At 61.1% G+C, this 18,384-nt stretch carries 13 protein-coding genes and 1 pseudogene; 8 read left to right on the top strand and 6 right to left on the bottom strand.

Going from position 1 to position 18,384, the window contains the following annotated elements:
• Positions 1 to 282: TolC family protein (locus CAF70_RS22610; protein WP_158090948.1), on the bottom strand; the 282-nt coding region annotated here is incomplete at its 3' end.
• Between the two features lie 424 nt (positions 283 to 706).
• Between CAF70_RS22610 and CAF70_RS22605 the strand changes: the two genes are divergently transcribed.
• Together CAF70_RS22605 and CAF70_RS22600 are read left to right on the top strand one after the other, a co-directional pair.
• A complete protein-coding gene (locus CAF70_RS22605; RefSeq protein ID WP_256573311.1) occupies positions 707 to 1,798 on the top strand; it encodes an efflux RND transporter periplasmic adaptor subunit in 1,092 nt (363 codons plus the stop codon).
• Positions 1,795 to 4,910 (top strand): annotated as a pseudogene (locus tag CAF70_RS22600) (efflux RND transporter permease subunit). Before CAF70_RS22605 ends, CAF70_RS22600 begins: the two are co-directional and overlap by 4 nt.
• Positions 4,911 to 5,038: 128 nt before the next feature.
• Here the strand turns inward: CAF70_RS22600 and CAF70_RS22595 are convergent.
• On the bottom strand, positions 5,039 to 5,254 hold the full coding sequence (locus tag CAF70_RS22595) for a YodC family protein (RefSeq protein WP_085626654.1): 216 nt from the start codon (positions 5,252 to 5,254) through the stop codon (positions 5,039 to 5,041).
• 212 nt (positions 5,255 to 5,466) lie between these two features.
• Here CAF70_RS22595 and CAF70_RS22590 point away from each other — a divergent pair, with 212 nt between their 5' ends.
• The 3 genes from CAF70_RS22590 to CAF70_RS22580 are packed head-to-tail and all read left to right on the top strand — an operon-like array spanning position 5,467 to position 11,156.
• Positions 5,467 to 6,609, top strand: a complete 1,143-nt coding sequence (locus CAF70_RS22590) for a MexC family multidrug efflux RND transporter periplasmic adaptor subunit (RefSeq protein ID WP_085626660.1) — start codon at positions 5,467 to 5,469, stop codon at positions 6,607 to 6,609.
• A gap of 15 nt (positions 6,610 to 6,624) precedes the next feature.
• Complete coding sequence (locus tag CAF70_RS22585; protein WP_085626653.1) at positions 6,625 to 9,753, top strand: efflux RND transporter permease subunit; 3,129 nt, start codon at positions 6,625 to 6,627, stop codon at positions 9,751 to 9,753.
• Positions 9,753 to 11,156 carry an efflux transporter outer membrane subunit gene (locus tag CAF70_RS22580; protein ID WP_085626652.1) on the top strand — a complete coding sequence of 468 codons (1,404 nt, stop codon included), beginning with the start codon at positions 9,753 to 9,755 and terminating at the stop codon, positions 11,154 to 11,156. The genes CAF70_RS22585 and CAF70_RS22580 overlap by 1 nt, the downstream gene beginning before the upstream one ends.
• An 81-nt stretch (positions 11,157 to 11,237) precedes the next feature.
• On the opposite strand, the gene CAF70_RS22575 is transcribed toward CAF70_RS22580, so the two are convergent.
• From CAF70_RS22575 to CAF70_RS22560, 4 genes are all read right to left on the bottom strand, one after another.
• Positions 11,238 to 11,798 (bottom strand): TetR/AcrR family transcriptional regulator, encoded by a 561-nt coding sequence (locus tag CAF70_RS22575; RefSeq protein ID WP_085626651.1) that lies wholly within the window; start codon positions 11,796 to 11,798, stop codon positions 11,238 to 11,240.
• A 181-nt stretch (positions 11,799 to 11,979) separates the two neighbouring features.
• Positions 11,980 to 12,441, bottom strand: a complete 462-nt coding sequence (locus CAF70_RS22570) for a type II toxin-antitoxin system YhaV family toxin (RefSeq protein ID WP_085626650.1) — start codon at positions 12,439 to 12,441, stop codon at positions 11,980 to 11,982.
• Positions 12,441 to 12,758, bottom strand: a complete 318-nt coding sequence (locus CAF70_RS22565; protein WP_085626649.1) for a type II toxin-antitoxin system PrlF family antitoxin — start codon at positions 12,756 to 12,758, stop codon at positions 12,441 to 12,443. The genes CAF70_RS22570 and CAF70_RS22565 overlap by 1 nt, the downstream gene beginning before the upstream one ends.
• Before the next feature lie 197 nt (positions 12,759 to 12,955).
• On the bottom strand, positions 12,956 to 13,870 hold the full coding sequence (locus CAF70_RS22560) for a LysR family transcriptional regulator (RefSeq protein ID WP_085626648.1): 915 nt from the start codon (positions 13,868 to 13,870) through the stop codon (positions 12,956 to 12,958).
• A 207-nt stretch (positions 13,871 to 14,077) separates the two neighbouring features.
• On the opposite strand from CAF70_RS22560, the gene CAF70_RS22555 reads away from it, so the two are divergent.
• The 3 genes from CAF70_RS22555 to CAF70_RS22540 all read left to right on the top strand — a co-directional run bounded on the left by CAF70_RS22555 (position 14,078) and on the right by CAF70_RS22540 (position 18,354).
• Complete coding sequence (locus tag CAF70_RS22555) at positions 14,078 to 15,100, top strand: zinc-dependent alcohol dehydrogenase family protein (protein WP_085626647.1); 1,023 nt, start codon at positions 14,078 to 14,080, stop codon at positions 15,098 to 15,100.
• A gap of 513 nt (positions 15,101 to 15,613) precedes the next feature.
• Positions 15,614 to 16,999 (top strand): hypothetical protein, encoded by a 1,386-nt coding sequence (locus CAF70_RS22545; protein WP_085626645.1) that lies wholly within the window; start codon positions 15,614 to 15,616, stop codon positions 16,997 to 16,999.
• Positions 16,999 to 18,354: an aminotransferase class I/II-fold pyridoxal phosphate-dependent enzyme gene (locus CAF70_RS22540; protein ID WP_085626644.1), complete on the top strand. Its 1,356-nt coding sequence runs from the start codon at positions 16,999 to 17,001 to the stop codon at positions 18,352 to 18,354. The genes CAF70_RS22545 and CAF70_RS22540 overlap by 1 nt, the downstream gene beginning before the upstream one ends.
• The last annotated feature ends 30 nt before the right edge of the window (positions 18,355 to 18,384 follow it).

Genomic DNA, 18,384 nt, shown 5'->3' with positions numbered 1-18,384 from the left:
GCTGCGGTTGCTGGTGGCCGATGGTTCGTCCAGCTTGGTGCGGGTGTTCAGCATTTCGGCACCTGCCGAAAGGTTGGGCAGCAACCCGGCGCGGGCCTGCGGCACCACTTCGCGGCGGGCGCCGTAATCGGCGCGGGCCGCAGCCAGGTCAGCGTTGTTGTCGACCGCTTCCTGGTAGACGCTGACCAGGTCGGTCTTGACTGTTTGGGGCACGTCCGCTGCCCAGACCACTCCGTTGGACGCACAAGACACGGCTATCGCCAGTGAGAGTTTGCGCAGCATGGCGGCAATCCTTCAGTACTGATTTGTGGATACGTATTCAGCTTGGCTTGTCCCGCCTCTGGCAGCCGTTTTGTTGAACTGCCTGGAGTCGTAGCACAGGGCGCACAGGCGCTTGCCCTCTATGCACATGGATAGGCTGCATTTACAATAACGAGTGATATGCTAATGCTTGGGTCGTGCTGAGGCAACGGTTGAACAGCGGTAATTGCCTTGCGTTCAGTCACGGTCTTTGGATTGCGTACCTCGCCCATGCTGTGACAGCTCCTGCTGAGCCTGGACAAGGAGGTAGTGACGAGCAGAACGCTGTTTTGCTTCGCGCTTGAGGCAAGCCCCTGCAGGAGCAGGGAATGTATCGAGAGACCGGCTGCGAGTGCGCCCTGGGGCACCAGCCGTGCGGAACCATTTCATGAAGAGGGCATTTGACATGACGCTGCTCAAGTCGGTACTGGCATGCGGTTTATTGGGCAGTCTGGGCCTTGCGCTTGTCGGGTGTCGGGAGGAGGTTCGTTCAGAGGAACCGCTACGCGCCGTTCGGACCCAGATCGTAAAGGCCGCCACCATCGGTGAGGAGGTTGCCCAGACGGGAGAAGTACAAGCTCAGGTCGTGACCGATCTCGGCTTTCGCATTGGCGGGCGCGTAGCCACTCGAACCGCGGAAGTCGGAATGAGCGTTGCCAAGGGGCAGGTTCTGGCGACGCTCGAACCTAATGATGTGCAAAACGAACTGCGGGCCGCGGAAGCCGAATTGACAAGCGCCGAAGCGACCGAGCAGCTTGCCAGGTCTCAGTTGAGCCAACAACGCACGCTGTTTGACAAACAGTTCGTCGCGCGTGTACGTGTCGAAGAGGCCGAGGCAAACTGGCGAGCCGCGAACGCAAGACTGAATGTTGCGAAAACCAGATTGTTTACGACACGCGACAAGCTTTCCTACACGGAACTGCGTGCGCCAAGCGCAGCCATCGTCAGCGCTGTCGCTGTGAACGCAGGACAAGTCGTCGATGCGGGGCAATTGGCGATCAAGCTGTCCTCGACAAACGACCGCGTTGCAGTCTTCAACGTGTCCGAGCGGCTTTACACATCGGTTCCGTCCGATGTGAAAGTGGAAGTGGCACTCGTGTCTGACCCGTCGATCAAAGTCATCGGCTCAATTCGCGATGCAAGCCCTACTGCTGATGTGGCAACGCGTACTTACCGGGTTCGTGTTGCTTTACCGGATGCGCCTCCTGTCATGACGCTGGGGGCTACCGTGACCGGGCGCCTTGTTTTGAGTGGCAAGCCCCTGGTCATCCTGCCAGCCTCTGCATTGACCAGTGACGGTGGTACGCCTGCTGTATATGTCGTCCAGCCCACCACGCATGAGCTGGTGCGCAAACCAGTCGTGGTTGCGCGTTACACGGCTGGCCAGGCAATCATCGAATCCGGGCTAACGGAAGGTGAGGCGGTTGTAACCGCAGGGGTGAGCAAACTCAGACTTGGTCAGAAAGTCTCGTATGACGCAGAGCAGGTGATGAAATGAGCTCGAAGCCAAAACTCGATAAAGAGCGGGCCGGCTTCAACCTCTCGGCGTGGTCGATCGGTCAAAAGCCTCTGATGTTTTTCCTGATGCTCATTACGCTCGTTGGCGGAATGATCAGCTATGAAAACCTGAGTCGAAACGAAGATCCTGCATTTACCATCAAAACCATGGTGGTCGCTGCGCGCTGGCCCGGCGCGAACATTGAAGACACGACCAATCTGCTGACTGATCGGCTGGAAAAGAAACTGGAAGAGATACCCTATCTCGACCGACTCGATAGCTACACCCGTCCAGGCGAAACCGTCATCATGGTCAACCTGCGCGATGATGCTCCGTCGCGGATCGTCCCTGATGCGTGGTACCAGGTTCGCAAGAAAATGGCAGATATCGGCGCAACGCTTCCGGCGGGTGTTCAAGGGCCATTTTTTGACGACGAGTTTGGCGATACCTATGGCCAGATTTTCGGCTTTACCGGCGAAGGTTTTTCCGACCGGGAGCTGCGTGACTACCTTGAGGGTGTGCGTGCGGAGCTACTGCGCCTTCCCAGCATTGGCAAGGTGCAACTGCTCGGTGTGCAAGAGGAGCAGATCGTCGTGGAATTTTCACCTGCCAGGCTTGCGGCTTTTGGCTTGGACGAAGAGGCGATCCTGCACGCGCTGAAGGCGCAAAACGCTGTCATTCCTTCCGGAACGGTACGGTTGCCTGATGACAAGATCGCTCTGCGAGTCAGCGGAGGGTTTGCCTCCGAGGAAAGTTTGCGCAGTTTGACGTTGCGAGCTGACAACCGGTTTGTGCCACTGACCGAGCTTGTCGATATCCGGAGAATCCCGGCCGACCCGCCAGCGCCATTGTTCCGGGTGAACGGCGAAAAAGCGCTCGGCCTTGCCGTTTCGATGGCCGCGGGCGGCAACCTCCTGGAGTTTGGAGAGGCGGTGCGGGCCCGTATGAATGAGGTCGGAGCGACCCTTCCCTACGGTATCGAAATGGCGCAGGTAGCCGACCAGTCTACTGTCGTGAAGCAGGCGGTTAGCGGGTTTTTGACGGTGTTGGCTGAGGCAGTTGCGATCGTCCTGGCAGTGTCGTTTTTGTCACTCGGTGTGCGTGCCGGCCTGGTTGTGAGTATTTCGATCCCGTTCGTGTTGGCGCTGACGTTCATCGGCATGGAGATCATGGATATCGGTCTTCAGCGAATATCTCTGGGCGCGTTGATTATTGCGTTGGGGCTGCTTGTTGATGACGCGATGATACCGTCGAGGCCATGGTCGGGAAACTGGAAGAAGGCTGGAGCCTGTCGCGGGCGGCGAGCTTTGCCTACGAATCAACAGCGTTTCCAATGTTGACGGGTACGCTCGTCATGATTGCCGGGTTCATTCCAGTTGGCTTCGCGGCTTCAAGTGCCGGCGAATACTGCTACTCGATGTTCATGGTGGTATTGATTTCATTATCAGCATCCTGGGTGGTAGCGGTTCTGTTTTCACCCTTGCTTGGCACCATGATTCTCCCTAAGGCTCTGCCGCAGCATGAGCATGGCGGAGGTAGACTCATGGGCGCCTACCGGCGTGCCTTGGGCTGGGTTCTGCAGCATCGCGCAATAACGCTCGGCGCTGCAGTCACGGCTTTTGTCGCCTCCCTCGGCGCTGCATCTTATCTTGAGCAGCAGTTCTTTCCGCCCTCGGACAGGCCAGAGCTGCTGGTAAGCCTGACGCTGCCGCAAAATGCTTCCCTGGATGCGACGGAGCGCGAAGCGGCAAAACTCGAGAAATTGCTTAAAGCTGACCCTGCTGTCGAGCGTTTTTCCACCTATATCGGCTCTGGCGCTATCCGCTTCTATCTGCCCATGGAAGTTTTGCTGCAGAACGAGAACATCACTCAAACCGTCGTGATCGCCAAAGGGGTCAAAGAACGGGATGCCCTGCAGGCGCGCCTGGCTGAGAGTTTCAAAACAGAGTTTTCCGGCCTCATCGCGCGCGCGACTCCGCTTGAGTTGGGCCCGCCGGTGGGCTGGCCGTTGAAGTACCGCGTCACCGGCCCGGATCAGGCCACGGTCCGTGATCTGGCGTCGCGCCTGGCCAACATTTTATCTGCCAACACCGACACCCGTGAGGTCCATCTTCTATCAGGCGAGCCGCAAAGAAGCGTCCTGGTCAAGGTTGACCAGACCCAGGCACGAGCATTGGGCCTGTCTTCAGAGGACGTTGCCAGTGCCTTGGCGACGATTTTCTCAGGTTCTGCGGTGACCAGTGTGCGTGACAAGGACCGTCTTGTGGACGTGATCGTACGGGCGCAAAGCGGTGAGCGGACCGACCTTGCGACCCTCGCGAACCTGCAGATACGTACACCTCAAGGCCATACCATTCCCTTGAGCCAGATTGCTGTCCTCAGCTATGGCGTCGAAGACCCGATCATCTGGAGACGGCAGCGTCTTCCTCTGATCACTGTACAAGGGGATGTTCGCGAAGGGCTCGAGGCTGCAACGGTTGTGCAGGCACTGGCGCCAGCGGTAGCGGATTTTGCTGCGCAGCTACCCAAGGGCTACAACATCGCGACAGGCGGAGCAGTCGAGGAGGCTGCGAAAGGCAGTGCGTCACTGGCTGCTGTTCTGCCTATTACGGCGTTGGTGATGTGCGTGCTGTTGATGGTGCAGTTGCGTAGTTTCTCGCGGATGTTCCTGGCGCTGGCGATGGCGCCGTTCGGCTTGATCGGTGTGGTCATGGCGATGTTGCCGACCGGGACACCTATGGGGTTCGTCGCACAGCTTGGTGTAATTGCACTTGTCGGTATGATCGTCCGCAATGCCGTTATCCTGATCGAAGAAGTGGATATCAACATCAGTAGCGGCCAGTCGCCGCGTGAGGCTATCACGCATGCCGCCATTCACCGGGCGCGCCCCATTGTGTTGACGGCTTGTGCGGCAATTCTCGGGATGATTCCAATCGCGCCTCAGATTTTCTGGGGGCCCATGGCTTTTGCGGTCATCGGCGGGCTTGCCGTTGCCACGATCATTACGTTGACCGTTCTACCCAGTGCCTTGTTGCTTTTGCTGCAATGGGAACACCGAAATGTTCAACCTCGACACGCGGAACATCCAGAGGTGTCGCAAGAGCACAACTAGGGTCGGCGAACTGGCCATCTGAACGAGCTGGCATCCAGCCCCCAAAGCTACTGGCGCCGATAACATCGATAACCAAGGTTCAACCTTGGTTATCGTGTTCTACGGGCCGTTGCCGGTTTCGCGTCGCTTTATCGCGTGTTGCCACCTGATGCTTCTTTGGCGGCTTGCAGAACGATGGTGTCAAACCATTTCTCCATGAAGGCGTCATTTTCGAACCACTGACATAGCGCAAATGCCGTTGCGGGAAAGCCGGAGATGGAACGCTGTTGCCTGATGTTCGTGATGGTCATTCTCGGGCCACCGCTTTTGATGGTGACGACATCGCCTCTAAACAGGTTATTCATCCATTACCTCTATTGTGTTTGCAGTGCTCTGTAGGCGGCTCGCCTTGGAGGAAAGCCGGTGATCAACTCGCGACCCATGCCGAGAGGCGGTGCAACGTGGCACCGCCGCGATCAGATATGCATGTTCTTTTTGGCTCTAATGAGACATTATTGACTCATTAGTGATTCGAAGATATCATTCGGGTCGTTTTCAATCAAGGCTGTGGTGAATGATGGGCAAGATACATACGATAGGGATGGGTGGGCTGCTGGCTGTTGCGGTGGCGTTGGCCGGTTGCGGAGCGGGTGAGGAGCCACAGGCCGCCTCCGCAGCGGTTGTGCCCGTGGAGACCGTGACGGTGACGACCGAACAGTTGGCGCTGGCCTCGACGCTGCCTGGCCGGGTCGAGCCAATGCGGGTAGCCGAGGTGCGTGCCCGTGTGGCCGGTATCGTCTTGCACAAGCGCTTTGAAGAAGGTGCCGATGTCAAGGCCGGCGACGTGCTGTTCCAGATCGACCCCGAGCCATTCAAGGTGGCACTGGCGCGCGCCGAAGGCGACCTGGCGCGTGCTCAGGCGGTACAGCAAGAGGCTCAGGGGCGGGTCAAGCGTTACGAGCCCCTGGTCAAGATCGAAGCTGTCAGCCAGCAAGATTTCGATAGCGCCACCGCCGAGCTGCGCAGTGCCCAGGCCGCTGTGCGTACGGCACAGGCCGACGTGCAGTCCGCACGCCTGAATCTTGGTTATGCCACGGTAACCGCGCCCATTTCCGGCCGCATCGGTCGTGCCCTGACCACCGAAGGTGCGCTGGTCGGGCAGGGCGACGCCACGTTGATGGCACGCATCCAGCAGCTCGATCCGATCTACGTCGACTTCACCCAGTCTGCCGCCGATGCCCTGCGTCTGCGTCAGGCGTTCACGGAAGGTGCCCTGACAGGCGGCGAAGACAAGGCCCTGAGCGCCCAGGTCGAAGGCACCGACTACCAGCGCCAGGGCGCGCTGATGTTCACCGACGTGGCGGTCGACCGTGGCACCGGTCAGGTCACCTTGCGCGGGCGCTTCGACAACCGCGACGGCATCCTCCTGCCTGGCATGTATGTGCGTGTGCGCACCCCACAGGGTACCGACCAGCAGGCCATCCTCGTGCCGCAACGGGCGGTGCAGCGTGGCAGCGACGGCATGGCACGGGTGATGGTCGTGGGGACCGACAACCTGGCCGAGGTACGCAGCGTGCGTACCGGCGTGATGCAAGGCTCGCGCTGGCAGATCAGCGAAGGCCTGCGTGCCGGTGACCAGGTCATTGTCGGCAGCCCGGCCGGATTGGCCCCTGGCATGCCCGTGGCGCCGGCTCAGGCGCAACAGGCCGCGGCGCACTAAGGCGAGGTTAGCGAGATGTCCAAGTTCTTCATCAATCGGCCGAATTTCGCCTGGGTCGTGGCGTTGTTCATTTCCCTGGCCGGTTTGCTGGTGATCCCGGCGCTGCCGGTGGCCCAGTATCCCAGCGTGGCGCCGCCACAAATTTCCATCACCGCCACCTACCCGGGTGCTTCGGCCAAGGTGCTGGTGGAGTCAGTGACCAGCATCATCGAGGAGTCGCTCAACGGCGCCAAGGGCCTGCTGTACTACGAGTCCACCAACAACTCCAACGGTGTCGCCGAGGTGATGGTGACTTTCCAGCCCGGTACCCTGCCGGATATGGCCCAGGTCGATGTGCAGAACCGCCTGAAGAAGGCCGAGGCACGCATGCCCCAGGCTGTGCTGACCCAGGGGCTCAAGGTGGAGCAGGCCAGTTCGGGCTTCCTGCTGATGTATGCCCTGACCAGTGCGACAGGTGGGCGCGACAATGTAACCGCGTTGTCAGATTATGCGGCGCGTAACATCAACAACGAACTGCTACGCGTACCCGGTGTGGGCAAGCTGCAGTTCTTCGCTTCCGAAGCGGCCATGCGCGTCTGGGTCGACCCGCAGAAACTTGTGGGCTACGGCCTTTCGATCGACGACATCAGCAATGCCATCCGTGGTCAGAACGTCCAGGTACCGGCTGGCAGCTTCGGCAGTACGCCGGGCGCCAGCGAACAGGAACTGACCGCGACCTTGGCCGTGCAAGGTACCCTGGAAACTCCGGAAGCGTTCGCCGCTATCGTCCTGCGTGCCAATCCGGACGGTTCCAGCGTACGCCTGGGCGATGTCGCGCGCATGGCCATCGGCAGCGAGAACTACAACCTGTCTGCGCGCCTGGATGGTAAACCGGCAGTGGTAGCAGCAGTGCAACTGGCGCCCGGGGCCAACGCCATCCAGACCGCGACGCTGGTCAAGGAACGCCTGGCGGAGCTTGCGCAGTTCTTCCCCGAGGGCGTCGAGTATTCGGTGCCCTACGACACCTCGCGCTTCGTCGACGTGGCCATCGAGAAGGTGATCCACACCTTGATCGAAGCCATGGTGCTGGTGTTCCTTGTGATGTTCCTGTTCCTGCAGAACGTGCGCTACACCCTGATCCCGTCGATCGTGGTGCCGGTGTGCCTGCTCGGCACGCTGATGATCATGAAACTGCTCGGTTTCTCGGTGAACATGATGACCATGTTCGGCATGGTGCTGGCTATCGGCATCCTGGTGGACGACGCTATCGTGGTTGTGGAGAACGTAGAGCGCCTGATGGCCGAGGAAGGGTTGTCGCCGGTAGACGCAACCATCAAGGCGATGGGGCAGGTGTCCGGGGCGATCATCGGTATCACCATGGTACTGGCGGCGGTGTTCCTGCCGCTGGCATTCATGTCCGGGTCGGTGGGGGTGATCTATCAGCAGTTCTCGGTGTCGCTGGCGGTGTCGATCCTGTTCTCTGGCTTCCTGGCCCTGACCTTCACCCCGGCGTTGTGCGCCACGCTGCTCAAGCCGATCGCACACGGGCATCATGAAAAAGGCGGTTTCTTTGGGGCGTTCAACCGCACATTCGCCCGCATGACCGAACGTTACTCGGTAATGAACAGTGCCCTGGTAGCGAGTGCCGGGCGTTGGATGCTGGCCTATGTCGGCATCCTGGTGGTCCTGGGTTACTCCTATGTACGAGTACCGGAGGCTTTTGTCCCCGCCGAGGACCTGGGTTACGGCATTGTCGACGTGCAGTTGCCGCCGGGCGCCAGCCGGGTGCGTACTGATCACACTGCCGAGGCACTGGAAGCTTTCCTGATGTCCCGGGAGGCTGTCGCCAATACCATTGTCGTGACTGGTTTCAGCTTCTCGGGCCAGGGCGAGAATGCCGCGTTGGCGTTCCCGACCTACAAGGACTGGTCATTGCGTGGCAAGGAGCAATCCGCAGCAGCTGAAACTGCCGTGGTCAATGAGCAGTTCGCCGCCAACGGCGACGGGGCCATTACCGCGGTCATGCCGCCGCCGATCGACGGCCTGGGCAACTCCGGTGGTTTCGCCCTGCGCCTGATGGACCGTGGCGGCCTGGGGCGCGAGGCATTGCTGGCTGCCCGCGACCAACTGCTGGCCCGCGCCAATGAAAACCCGGTGATTCTCTACGCAATGATGGAAGGCCTGGCCGAGGCGCCGCAGTTGCGCGTGCAGATCGACCGCGAGAAGGCCCGCGCCCTGGGTGTGGACTTCGAGTCGATCAACAACACCCTGGCCACCGCCTTTGGCTCTGCAGTGATCAACGATTTCAGCAACGCCGGGCGCCAGCAGCGCGTGGTGGTGCAGGCCGAGCAGGGCGCGCGCATGACCCCGGAAAGCGTGCTGCGCCTGTATGCACCCAACGCCCAGGGCGAGCAGGTGCCGTTCAGTGCCTTCGTCACCACCCAGTGGGAAGAAGGGCCGGTGCAACTGGTGCGCTACAACGGCTACCCGTCTATTCGTATCGCTGGCGACGCGTCGCCAGGCCACAGTACCGGCCAGGCCATGGCCGAGATGGAGCGCCTGGTCGGTGAGCTGCCGCCGGGGATCGGCTACGCCTGGACCGGCCTGTCGTACCAGGAGAAGGTCTCCAGCGGCCAGGCCGCCGGCCTGTTTGCCCTCGCCATCCTGGTAGTGTTCCTGCTGCTGGTAGCGTTGTACGAGAGTTGGGCGATCCCGCTGACGGTGATGCTGATCGTGCCGATCGGTGCGCTGGGCGCGGTGTGGGCGGTACTGCTCACCGGCTTGCCCAACGATGTGTACTTCAAGGTCGGCTTGATCACCATCATCGGCCTGGCGGCGAAGAACGCGATTCTGATCGTCGAATTCGCCAAGGAACTGTGGGAAAAGGGCTACAGCTTGAGCGACGCTGCCATCGAGGCTGCGCGCCTGCGCTTCCGCCCGATCGTGATGACCTCCATGGCCTTCATCCTCGGCGTGGTGCCGCTGGCCATCGCCACCGGCGCTGGCGCGGCCAGCCAGCGCGCCATTGGTACCGGAGTGATCGGCGGCATGCTCAGCGCAACCTTGCTGGGCGTGGTGTTCGTGCCGATCTGTTTCGTCTGGGTGCTGAAGCTGCTCAAACGCAAGCCGGCCCCCATGCAACACGCTGTCGAGGTGGTGAAGTAATGGTCATTGGTAAACTTGCATTTCCATTCGCACTGGCCTGTGCCCTGATCGGCTGCTCGCTCGCGCCGACCTACCAGCGCCCCGAGGCACCGGTGCCGGCGCAGTGGGGCAATGCCACCGGGCCGCAGGGCCAGGCGGTTGGGCAGCTGGACTGGCAGGCGTTCATCCTTGACCCTACGCTGCGCCAGCTAGTCGGCACCGCACTGGGCAACAACCGCTCCCTACGCCAGGCCCTGCTCGATATCGAGCAGGCCCGTGCGTTATACGGCATCCGTCGTGCCGATCGCGTGCCGGGGCTGAACGCCGGCGCTTCGGGCAATCGCCAGCACTTGCCGTCGGACCTCTCCAGCGATGGCCGCGAAGGCGTCTACAGTACTTATCAGGTAGGGCTATCGCTGCCGGAGTACGAAATCGACTTGTTCGGCCGCGTGAAAAGCCTGAGCGACGCAGCGCTCGAGCAGTATCTGGCAACCGAGGAAGTCAGCCGGGCTGCGCACATTGCCCTGATTGCCGAAGTCAGCCAGGCTTACCTGACCCTCGATGGCGCCGAGCGTCGCCTGACGCTGACCCGCCAGACCCTGGGCAGTCGCGAAGACTCCCTGGCCCTGGTAGACCAGCGCCGAACCGTGGGCACCGCGACGGCGCTGGATCACCAAGAAGCACTGGGGCTGGTCGAGCAGTCGCGAGCGGAGCTGGAGTCCGTCCTGCGAGAGCAGCAGCAGGCTTACAACGCCTTGGTACTTCTGCTCGGTAGCGCCAGCGCGGCCAAGGTGATCCCTGCCGAACGCCCCGAGGTTCCGATGCTGCTGCAGGACATCGCCCCGGGTGCACCATCGGCACTGATCGAGCGGCGTCCGGACATTCTTGCCGCCGAGCATCGCCTGCGGGCGCGTAACGCCGATATCGGCGCGGCACGGGCGGCGTTCTTTCCACGGATCAGCCTGACCGGCAGCTTCGGTACCTCCAGCGCGCAGATGTCCGGGTTGTTCGAGGGTGGCTCGCGCAGTTGGGGCTTCATGCCGCAACTGACATTGCCGCTGTTCGACGCCGGGCGCAACAAGGCTGCCCTGAGCCTGGCCGAGGCGCGCAAGGATTCGGCGGTTGCAGCTTACGAAGGCACGATCCAGACCGCCTTCCGGGAAGTGGCCGATGCACTGGCCGCCAGCGATACATTGCGGCGTGAGGAGATTGCACGCAAAGCGTTGGCCGACACCAGCCGGGCGAGTCTGGCACTGGCGAAGGCTCGCTACGAGGGTGGTGTGGACAGCCATCTGCGGTATCTCGATGCGCAGCGCAACACCTACCTGAACGAAGCGGCTGCTATCGATGCGAGTATCGAGCGGCAAAAATCGCTCGTCGACCTGTTCCGCGCCCTTGGTGGTGGCTGGCCTGCGCGGGGATAGCTCATCGATCCTTTGGTTGGTCTGGCCAACCGCTTTTGCCCCTGAGTGATCAGGGGCTTTTTTTATCTGGGCATCGGTAAACTAGCGAGCTGCCGCCACGGCGCCATTGAGGAACAGATTCTCGAGCGTCAATGCAGATGTCGCACTGGCCGCGCGACCGCGGCGTTCGGCATCGACAATTCCGTAGACCAGGCTCAGGAACATCTCGGTGAATACAGCAGCGCTGATATCGATGCGGAAAAACCCGGCCTTCTGACCACGCAGGAAGTAGTCGTCCAGAGCGTCGGCATAGGCCCGCCAACCCTGGTTGGCTTCACTGCCGTCAAAGGTGTCCGGGCGGTACTGGAAGAGCAGGAACACCATCATTTCGCGATGCTTGAGATGCTCGGCGATCAACAGGCGCAATGCCGCCAGCGGTTCACTGTTTTCAAGATCGGCATCGGCGATCACTTCACGCAGAACCTGCTCACCGTAACCTTCCAGCAAGCTGACCAGATTGTCTCGAGTCCCACAAAAGCGATGCAGGGTCGCCTTGCTGACGCCAGCCGTTTCGGCCAGCTCTTTTAGCGTGGCTCTGGGGTGGATCACGATTGCTGCAGCGAGTGCCTTTAGCAGTCGTTCGTCGGTTGCTGAGAGGTTCATGAAAGCGTCTCTGTTGTTTGATTTTGATCATTGTGCAGCAATTGAATCAAAATCGCACCATTTGAGCTATTTTAGGGTCATGTGTGACTGGGTCATAACCTCTCAAAATACGAGTGGATTACAGTGGACGCACCGGGGCGGGGCTGGTGCAGAACGTGCAATCCCTCACCATTTGCGCAACTTATGCTTTGGGCTCGTCCCAGTCGCTACGTGTTGCGGCAGTCAGCGCATCCCAGTCATCAGGAGGGTTGCCGCGTCCCAACATCCTCTCGAATACGGCGTAGGGGTCGGATTTGCTGCCTGCGGACCTTAGGGTATTTTCGTCGTTGACCCATGCATAGACGATGACCTTGGATCTTGAGTCGTAGCGAAAGAACAGCCGAAAGCGCCTACCGATCTTTGCCCGCCGCCAATGTCGGTAGGCGGTGCCCAGCGTGTTGCCTTGGCGGAACTCATCACGGCCCGGATCGGCAGGCACAGCCTCCATGATCAGATGGCTCAATGCCCGAAACAGCTTGACGTTGGCGTTGCTCTCAAAACTTTGCGGGTCGTTCTGCTCGGCCCGGGCGGCGGCTTCTTGCAATTTGCGTAGCTGTAAAGTCACACCTTCATGGAACAACAGTGTCCAGCCATGTCGCAGCATCAGATCGCGACCTCACCATCGATATCTTCGTCCAGGTTAACAGGGTGGTTTGCGTTGGCGAGCAGGGTTTGCGCCAAGTCTTCCGGCAGGGTGGTGAGGTTGCGGCCGCTTCGAATATCAGCTTCCAGCAAACTTAGGAACGCACCGATGGCAGGGTCTTCGTGGGTGGTTTCTACGCGGCTGACCACGATTTCGCCCCCGCGTACGTCGAATGCGATCTTGCCACCAGTGTCAATGCCCAAAAGCTGGCGAACGGATTTGGGCAGTGTGACCTGCCCCTTTGAGGTTAGCGTTGCGATTTCGTGGATGGCAGGCATGTGTGTTCTCCCGGATGTATTGATTGAATGGTAAGGAAAAATCCTTACCAGATCAATCCTGGTTTTCTGCTGATCAACCATAGGCGGTGAGGACGCTCAATAATGCCGCAAGATGAGTTACACCACTTCCAGAGACACCATCCTCCATGGTCTATGAAAGCCAGAAATGATCAGCTAAATAGCCTGCCCAACGAGAACTAAAGACTCTCAGGATCCCCGAAGAACATCTGTATCCGCGACCGCAACCACCGTTCTGCCGGGTCATTGTCCTGCGCCCCGCGCCAAGCCATATGGAGTTCGAAACTACGTACCTCCAGCGGCAGGTCCTCGGCCCGCAACCCACCCGCTGCGGTCAGCGCCTGCGCCGTGTAGTCCGGCACCGTAGCGACAATATCGGTGCCCGCCAGCAAGCTCCCCAGCCCATTGAACTGCGGCACCGCCAGCACTACATGGCGCTTGCGGCCGATCGCCTCCAGCGCCTCGTCGATGAACCCCGACAGGTCCCCGGCAAACGAAACCAGTGCGTGCGGGCGGGCGCAGAAGTCGTCCAGGGTGATAGTGCCGGGCACGCTGTCGGCACGCAGCAGTTTCGGCATGCTGCGGCGTAGCACCTTGCGCTTGGCGTTGGCTGGCAGTTCACTGGTGTAGCTGACCCCTACCGAGATCTCGCCCGAGGCCAGCAGTGTCGGCATCAGCAGGTAATTGACCCGGCGCACCACCAGGACGATACCTGGCGCTTCGGCGCGGATGCGCTTGAGCAACTGCGGCAGCAGGGCAAATTCGGCGTCGTCCGACAGGCCGATACGGAACACCGCATTGCTGGTGGCCGGGTCGAATTCGGCGGCGCGGCTGACAGCGGTGGAAATCGAGTCCAGCGCCGGGGACAGCAGGGCGAAGATTTCGTGGGCCCGGGCCGAAGGCTCCATGCTGCGACCGGTGCGCACGAACAGCGGGTCGTCGAACAGGCTGCGCAGACGCGACAGGGCGGCGCTGATGGCGGGCTGGCCAAGGAACAGTTTTTCCGCGGCGCGGGTCACGCTGCGCTCGTGCATCAGCGTTTCGAACACGATCAGCAGGTTGAGGTCTACACGACGCAGGTCGTTTCGATTCATCGGGTGCGCTTCGCCTAAGGTTGGGCAGAGGTGAATCTTAAGGCCAAAGGCTGGTACCCTGCACGGGTTTAAAGGGACCAATCGCATGGAAAGTCAGGTGCCCAATCGATGACAGGCATGTCGACTATTAATAGCCACTGATGGTCTAACCGGCAAAGCCCGGATAAAGTCAGTGGTAATTAGAGGTTCACAAAGGCGAGGTATGCGATGTCCCGCATGATCCGTTTCCACAAGTTCGGCGCTGCCGATGTGCTCCGTTGCGAGGAGCAGGCCGAACCGTCACCCGCTGCCGACGAGGTGCAGGTTCGCGTCGAGGCGGTTGGCGTCAGCTGGTATGACGTGCTCTGGCGCCAGAACCTGGCACCGTCCCAGGCACGCCTGCCGGCGGGGATCGGGCACGAGATGGCCGGGGTGGTGACCGCGGTCGGCGAAGGGGTTGAAGATATTGCCGTGGGCGACCGGGTTGCCAGCTTCCCGGCTACCAGTGCCAACGACCACCCCGTGTATGGCGATGTCATCGTGCTGCCGCGTACGGCCATTACCCGCTATCCGGATGTGCTCACCCCGATCGAGGCCAGCGTGCATTATACGCCGCTGCTGATCGCCTATTTCGCCTACGTCGACCTGGCGCGGGGCAAGGCCGGGCAGACCGCGCTGGTTACCGATGCCAGCCACTGCGCGGGCCCTGCCTTCGTGCAACTGGGCAAGGCCCTGGGGCTGAAGGTGTTCGCCGCCACCAAGGAGGCGGAGCAGCGGGAGTACCTGCTGGGCCTGGGCGCCGACAAGGTGATTGTCACCGAAGAGCAGGACCTGCTGCTGCAGATTGGCAAGTACACCGATGGCCGCGGCGTGGACATGGTCCTCGATGGCATGGGCGGGCCGCAGATGTCGCTGCTGGGCGATGTGCTGGCACCGCGTGGCAGCCTGGTGCTGTATGGCCTGCAAGGCGGCAATCAGACGCCGTTCCCGGCCTGTGCGGCGTTTCAGAAGAACATTCAGTTCTATGTGCATTGCATTGGTAACTTCACCGGCAAGCCGGAGCTGGGTATCAGCCAGGACCAGGTGGCGCTGCAGCGCGCCCTGCGCGACATCAACCAGTTCACCGCCGACCAGTTGCTGACACCGCAAATCATCAAGGTATATCCGTTCGAGCAGGTGGTAGAGGCACATCGTTACATGGACCAATGCCCGTGTGGCGGGCGTGTGGTGCTGGACATGGCTAAACACTGATGGCTGTTTGCATTATCGGAAAACCCGGGCAGAGTCCCGGGTTTTTTCTGCCGGTAAGGTTTGGTTGATACTCAAAAAGAAGAATGGTCCTACAATAAAAAGTGAAGTGGACTACATTTAGCGCGACCACTCAGCGGTTCGAGGAAATATTTAGGCAAATTTTTTTGTTTGAACTCTCTTTGCCAGGCGGTCAATGTGTTTTTTCACTTTGACTGAATGGTTTTTTTACCCTGATCTGTATCTTCTATTCACCTTGCATCCCTCGATAATGGCTCAATGATGGTTCGCGCAAGGAGCGTGGAATGAGCATGGCTATGCCCGGGTCAGGGCGGTATGGGGCAGCGACAGGGCGTCGCCGCGACGCATTTTTCTCGATGGCATGGCGACAGTGACTGGTTACGTCATTACTTCCATTTGGTTGTAGGGAATATCTGCGGGCCAAGTTCAAGGCATGTTGACGCAGAGGTCTTGTGTTCACGTGCGCTGGCTGCGAGAAGTTGATGAGGTGATTACGTGACTGTTATTCACGACCAGGCAATGCACTATATCTACCAGCAAGTACTCGAGCGCTTGCTCAGCCATATGTCACAAGCGCAGCGGGCTTCCTTGCAGTTGCTGATACAACGGCTGCTGGTTGCTGCCGGCGGGCCCGAGTACATCGGCACTTTTCGCTTGCTGGTGCTGCAAGGCAACGATCGCTACAGCACCCGGCTGCTGGCCATGTTGCGTGCCGCGCAACTGAGTATCGCCTTGCGTGCGCCGGTAACCTTCCAGCTGAGGGTGCTGGTGGTCAGCCTGCCCGTGCCTGGCAGCGTCACACTCGAAGGCCATGAGCGCAGCTTCAGTGCGCTGTTCATGCAGGATGACCCGCGGGTACAGTTGCAGATGGTCGAGGGGCGTGAAGTGGTGCCGTTCAGTCGGCACCCGGCTGCCGCGCCCGAGCGCTGGCTGTTGGCGAAGGACGCCATGCTGGTATTCGGTCATCTGGTCGACGCCAGGCCCGAAGCACTGCTCGGTAGCCGCCTGCACCTGGAACTGGCGGGTGCCCTGGGTTCCGCGCTGCAGGCACAGGCACCGGCGGATGTATTGATCACCGCCATCCCCGCGCGCCAGCGGCGCCGGTACCTGGCCTGGGCCCGACGCAGTCTGCGCCTTGCAGGGGAGGGTGGTCCGCATGTCGTGCATCAATGCCTGGCGGCGCTGGCCCACGGGCTGAGTCGGCTGAACGGTAGCGTCGGGGTTCCGGTGCCCCCCCTGGCGGGGACGATATCGGCGGCTGTGGTGCAGGGTACGCCGGTGCGGGTAATTACCATTGATGACTTGCTACCGCCGTTGCTCGAAGAGCAGCAGCTCGACGCCATGCTCGGTTGTTGCTTCGAGGCTGCCCAGGATGCCTTGCCATTGGCCGCGTTCGTAGAACCGTTGGCCGCGGCGCAGTTGCACGAACTGCACGCACGTAGTCTGGCGCCACAGGCCAGTCGCCCGGCATTGCGGCTGGCAGGTCAGCCGGAGGGCATCAAGCGGCGTGATGTATATCAGTTGCAGTTCGGCAAGGCCTACGGCATCACCCAGATCCAACAGGTGTGTCTGCTGTTCAGCCCATTCGCCAGGCAGGGGAAAAACCTCGAGCGCTTCCTGCAGTGCCGGCATGCCGACATGTTGGTGGCGCTACCTTACCTGCATCGGGCCTTGCAGGGTAAACCCTGCCCTGATGCAGTGAAGAACTGGTTGGTGAACACCAGTGGTCTGCCGCTGAGCCAACTGCGAATGATCTATGACGGGCGCCTGCCGCTAAGCGCCTGGCGCCTGATGAGCCACCTGGCCCGTCGCGATATACAGCTGCGGTTGCTGCCACGGCAGGCGTCGGATCGGCGGCGTGGTCATGCAGGGCTGCCTTGATGGAGCCATCTGGTCCTGGCGAATTCGCCTATCGCAAGGTCTATCGCTACCTGGAAGCCTTGATCGACCAGGCACCAGGCAGCGCCACATGCCGTTTACCCTCGTTGCGCGCGTTGTCCCGGCGGCTGAGGGTGTCATTGGCCACCGTGCAGAGCGCCTACAGCCTGTTGGAGGAAGAGGGCCGTGTGCAGTGCCTGCCGAGGTCGGGCTATTTCGTACAGGGCGCTGCCAAGGGGGATGCTGTGGCCACGCCCCGTCAGGCACCCTTGCCGGCACAGCCGATGCTGGAGCGGGCCCTGTTCACCCACGAACGGCGCCTTGCACGTCAGCGCTCGCACGGTGTTGCCCCGTGGGACACGCCGGGCAGCGACCGTCTGCGCAATGCCGTCGCCGAGCGCTATACCCGTTCCTCCAACCAGTATTGGCGTGCCGAGGACGTTCAGCTCGCCCCGGATGTGCAGGCGTTGCTGGAGACGTTACTGGCGGCGCTGGACCTGAAGGGGGGAACCGTGGTGGTGCACTCGCCCTGTTGCTGGCAGGTGTTGCGCGCATTGGCACGTGCCGGCATGCGTGTGCTGGAGGTGCCACTGGATTCCCGCGGCAACCCGGATGTGCGCGCCCTGGCCCGGCTGCTGGGCAGTGAGCCGGTGTGCATGGTGGTCATGCCGTCGTGCCTTGGCATGCCGCAGGGCCGGCTGGTGTCACGGCACTACCAGCAGCAGCTTGGCCAGTTGCTTGGCCAGCATCCTGTATGGTTGCTGGAGAACGATCTGGACAGTGAGCACTGTTACAGCGGGCCGCCGAATACACGCCTGCGCGACTGGGTCGACCCGCGCTGGCTATTGGTGATAGGGACGTTCGATGCAGCAGTGGGGGGCGAAGCGCCCTATGCCTACCTGCTGGGCCATGATGCGTTGCTGGCCAGGGCGTTCACTGAGCGTGCATTTCGGCTTGCGCCGCTGCGCCTGCAAGCGCTGGCGCACATGCTGGGCAAAGGTGAGATCGAGGCGCAACTGGTGCGGTTGCGCACAGACCTGCAAAAGCGCATGCAATGCCTGGCGCGTGCGCTGCAGCAGCAGTTCGGCCAGCGGGTGGCGTTAGAAATGCCGGAGGGTGGACGGACACTGTGGGTGCGCTTTCACCAGCCGCCGCCGTGGCAGGATATTGCCGAAGCACTGGCTGGTTCAGCACTGCATGCAATGCCGGGCGAGCAGTTCAGCGTGCAGCTGCGCTACCGGCATTACCTGGCGTTGGCGTGGCTGGGTGATCACCCGGGGGAGTTGCAACAGGCGGTAGGGCGCCTGGCCCAGGCGCTGGAACTGCGCTGCGGCCGGCCCGCCGGGGTTACACCCTGAGCCGCCGGGGTTGCTTGGGCTGCGCTGTCG

Origin of the sequence: Pseudomonas sp. B19(2017), from assembly GCF_002113165.1 — a bacterium.
GTDB lineage: Bacteria > Pseudomonadota > Gammaproteobacteria > Pseudomonadales > Pseudomonadaceae > Aquipseudomonas.
This window is presented reverse-complemented; position numbering and strand designations above follow the sequence as displayed.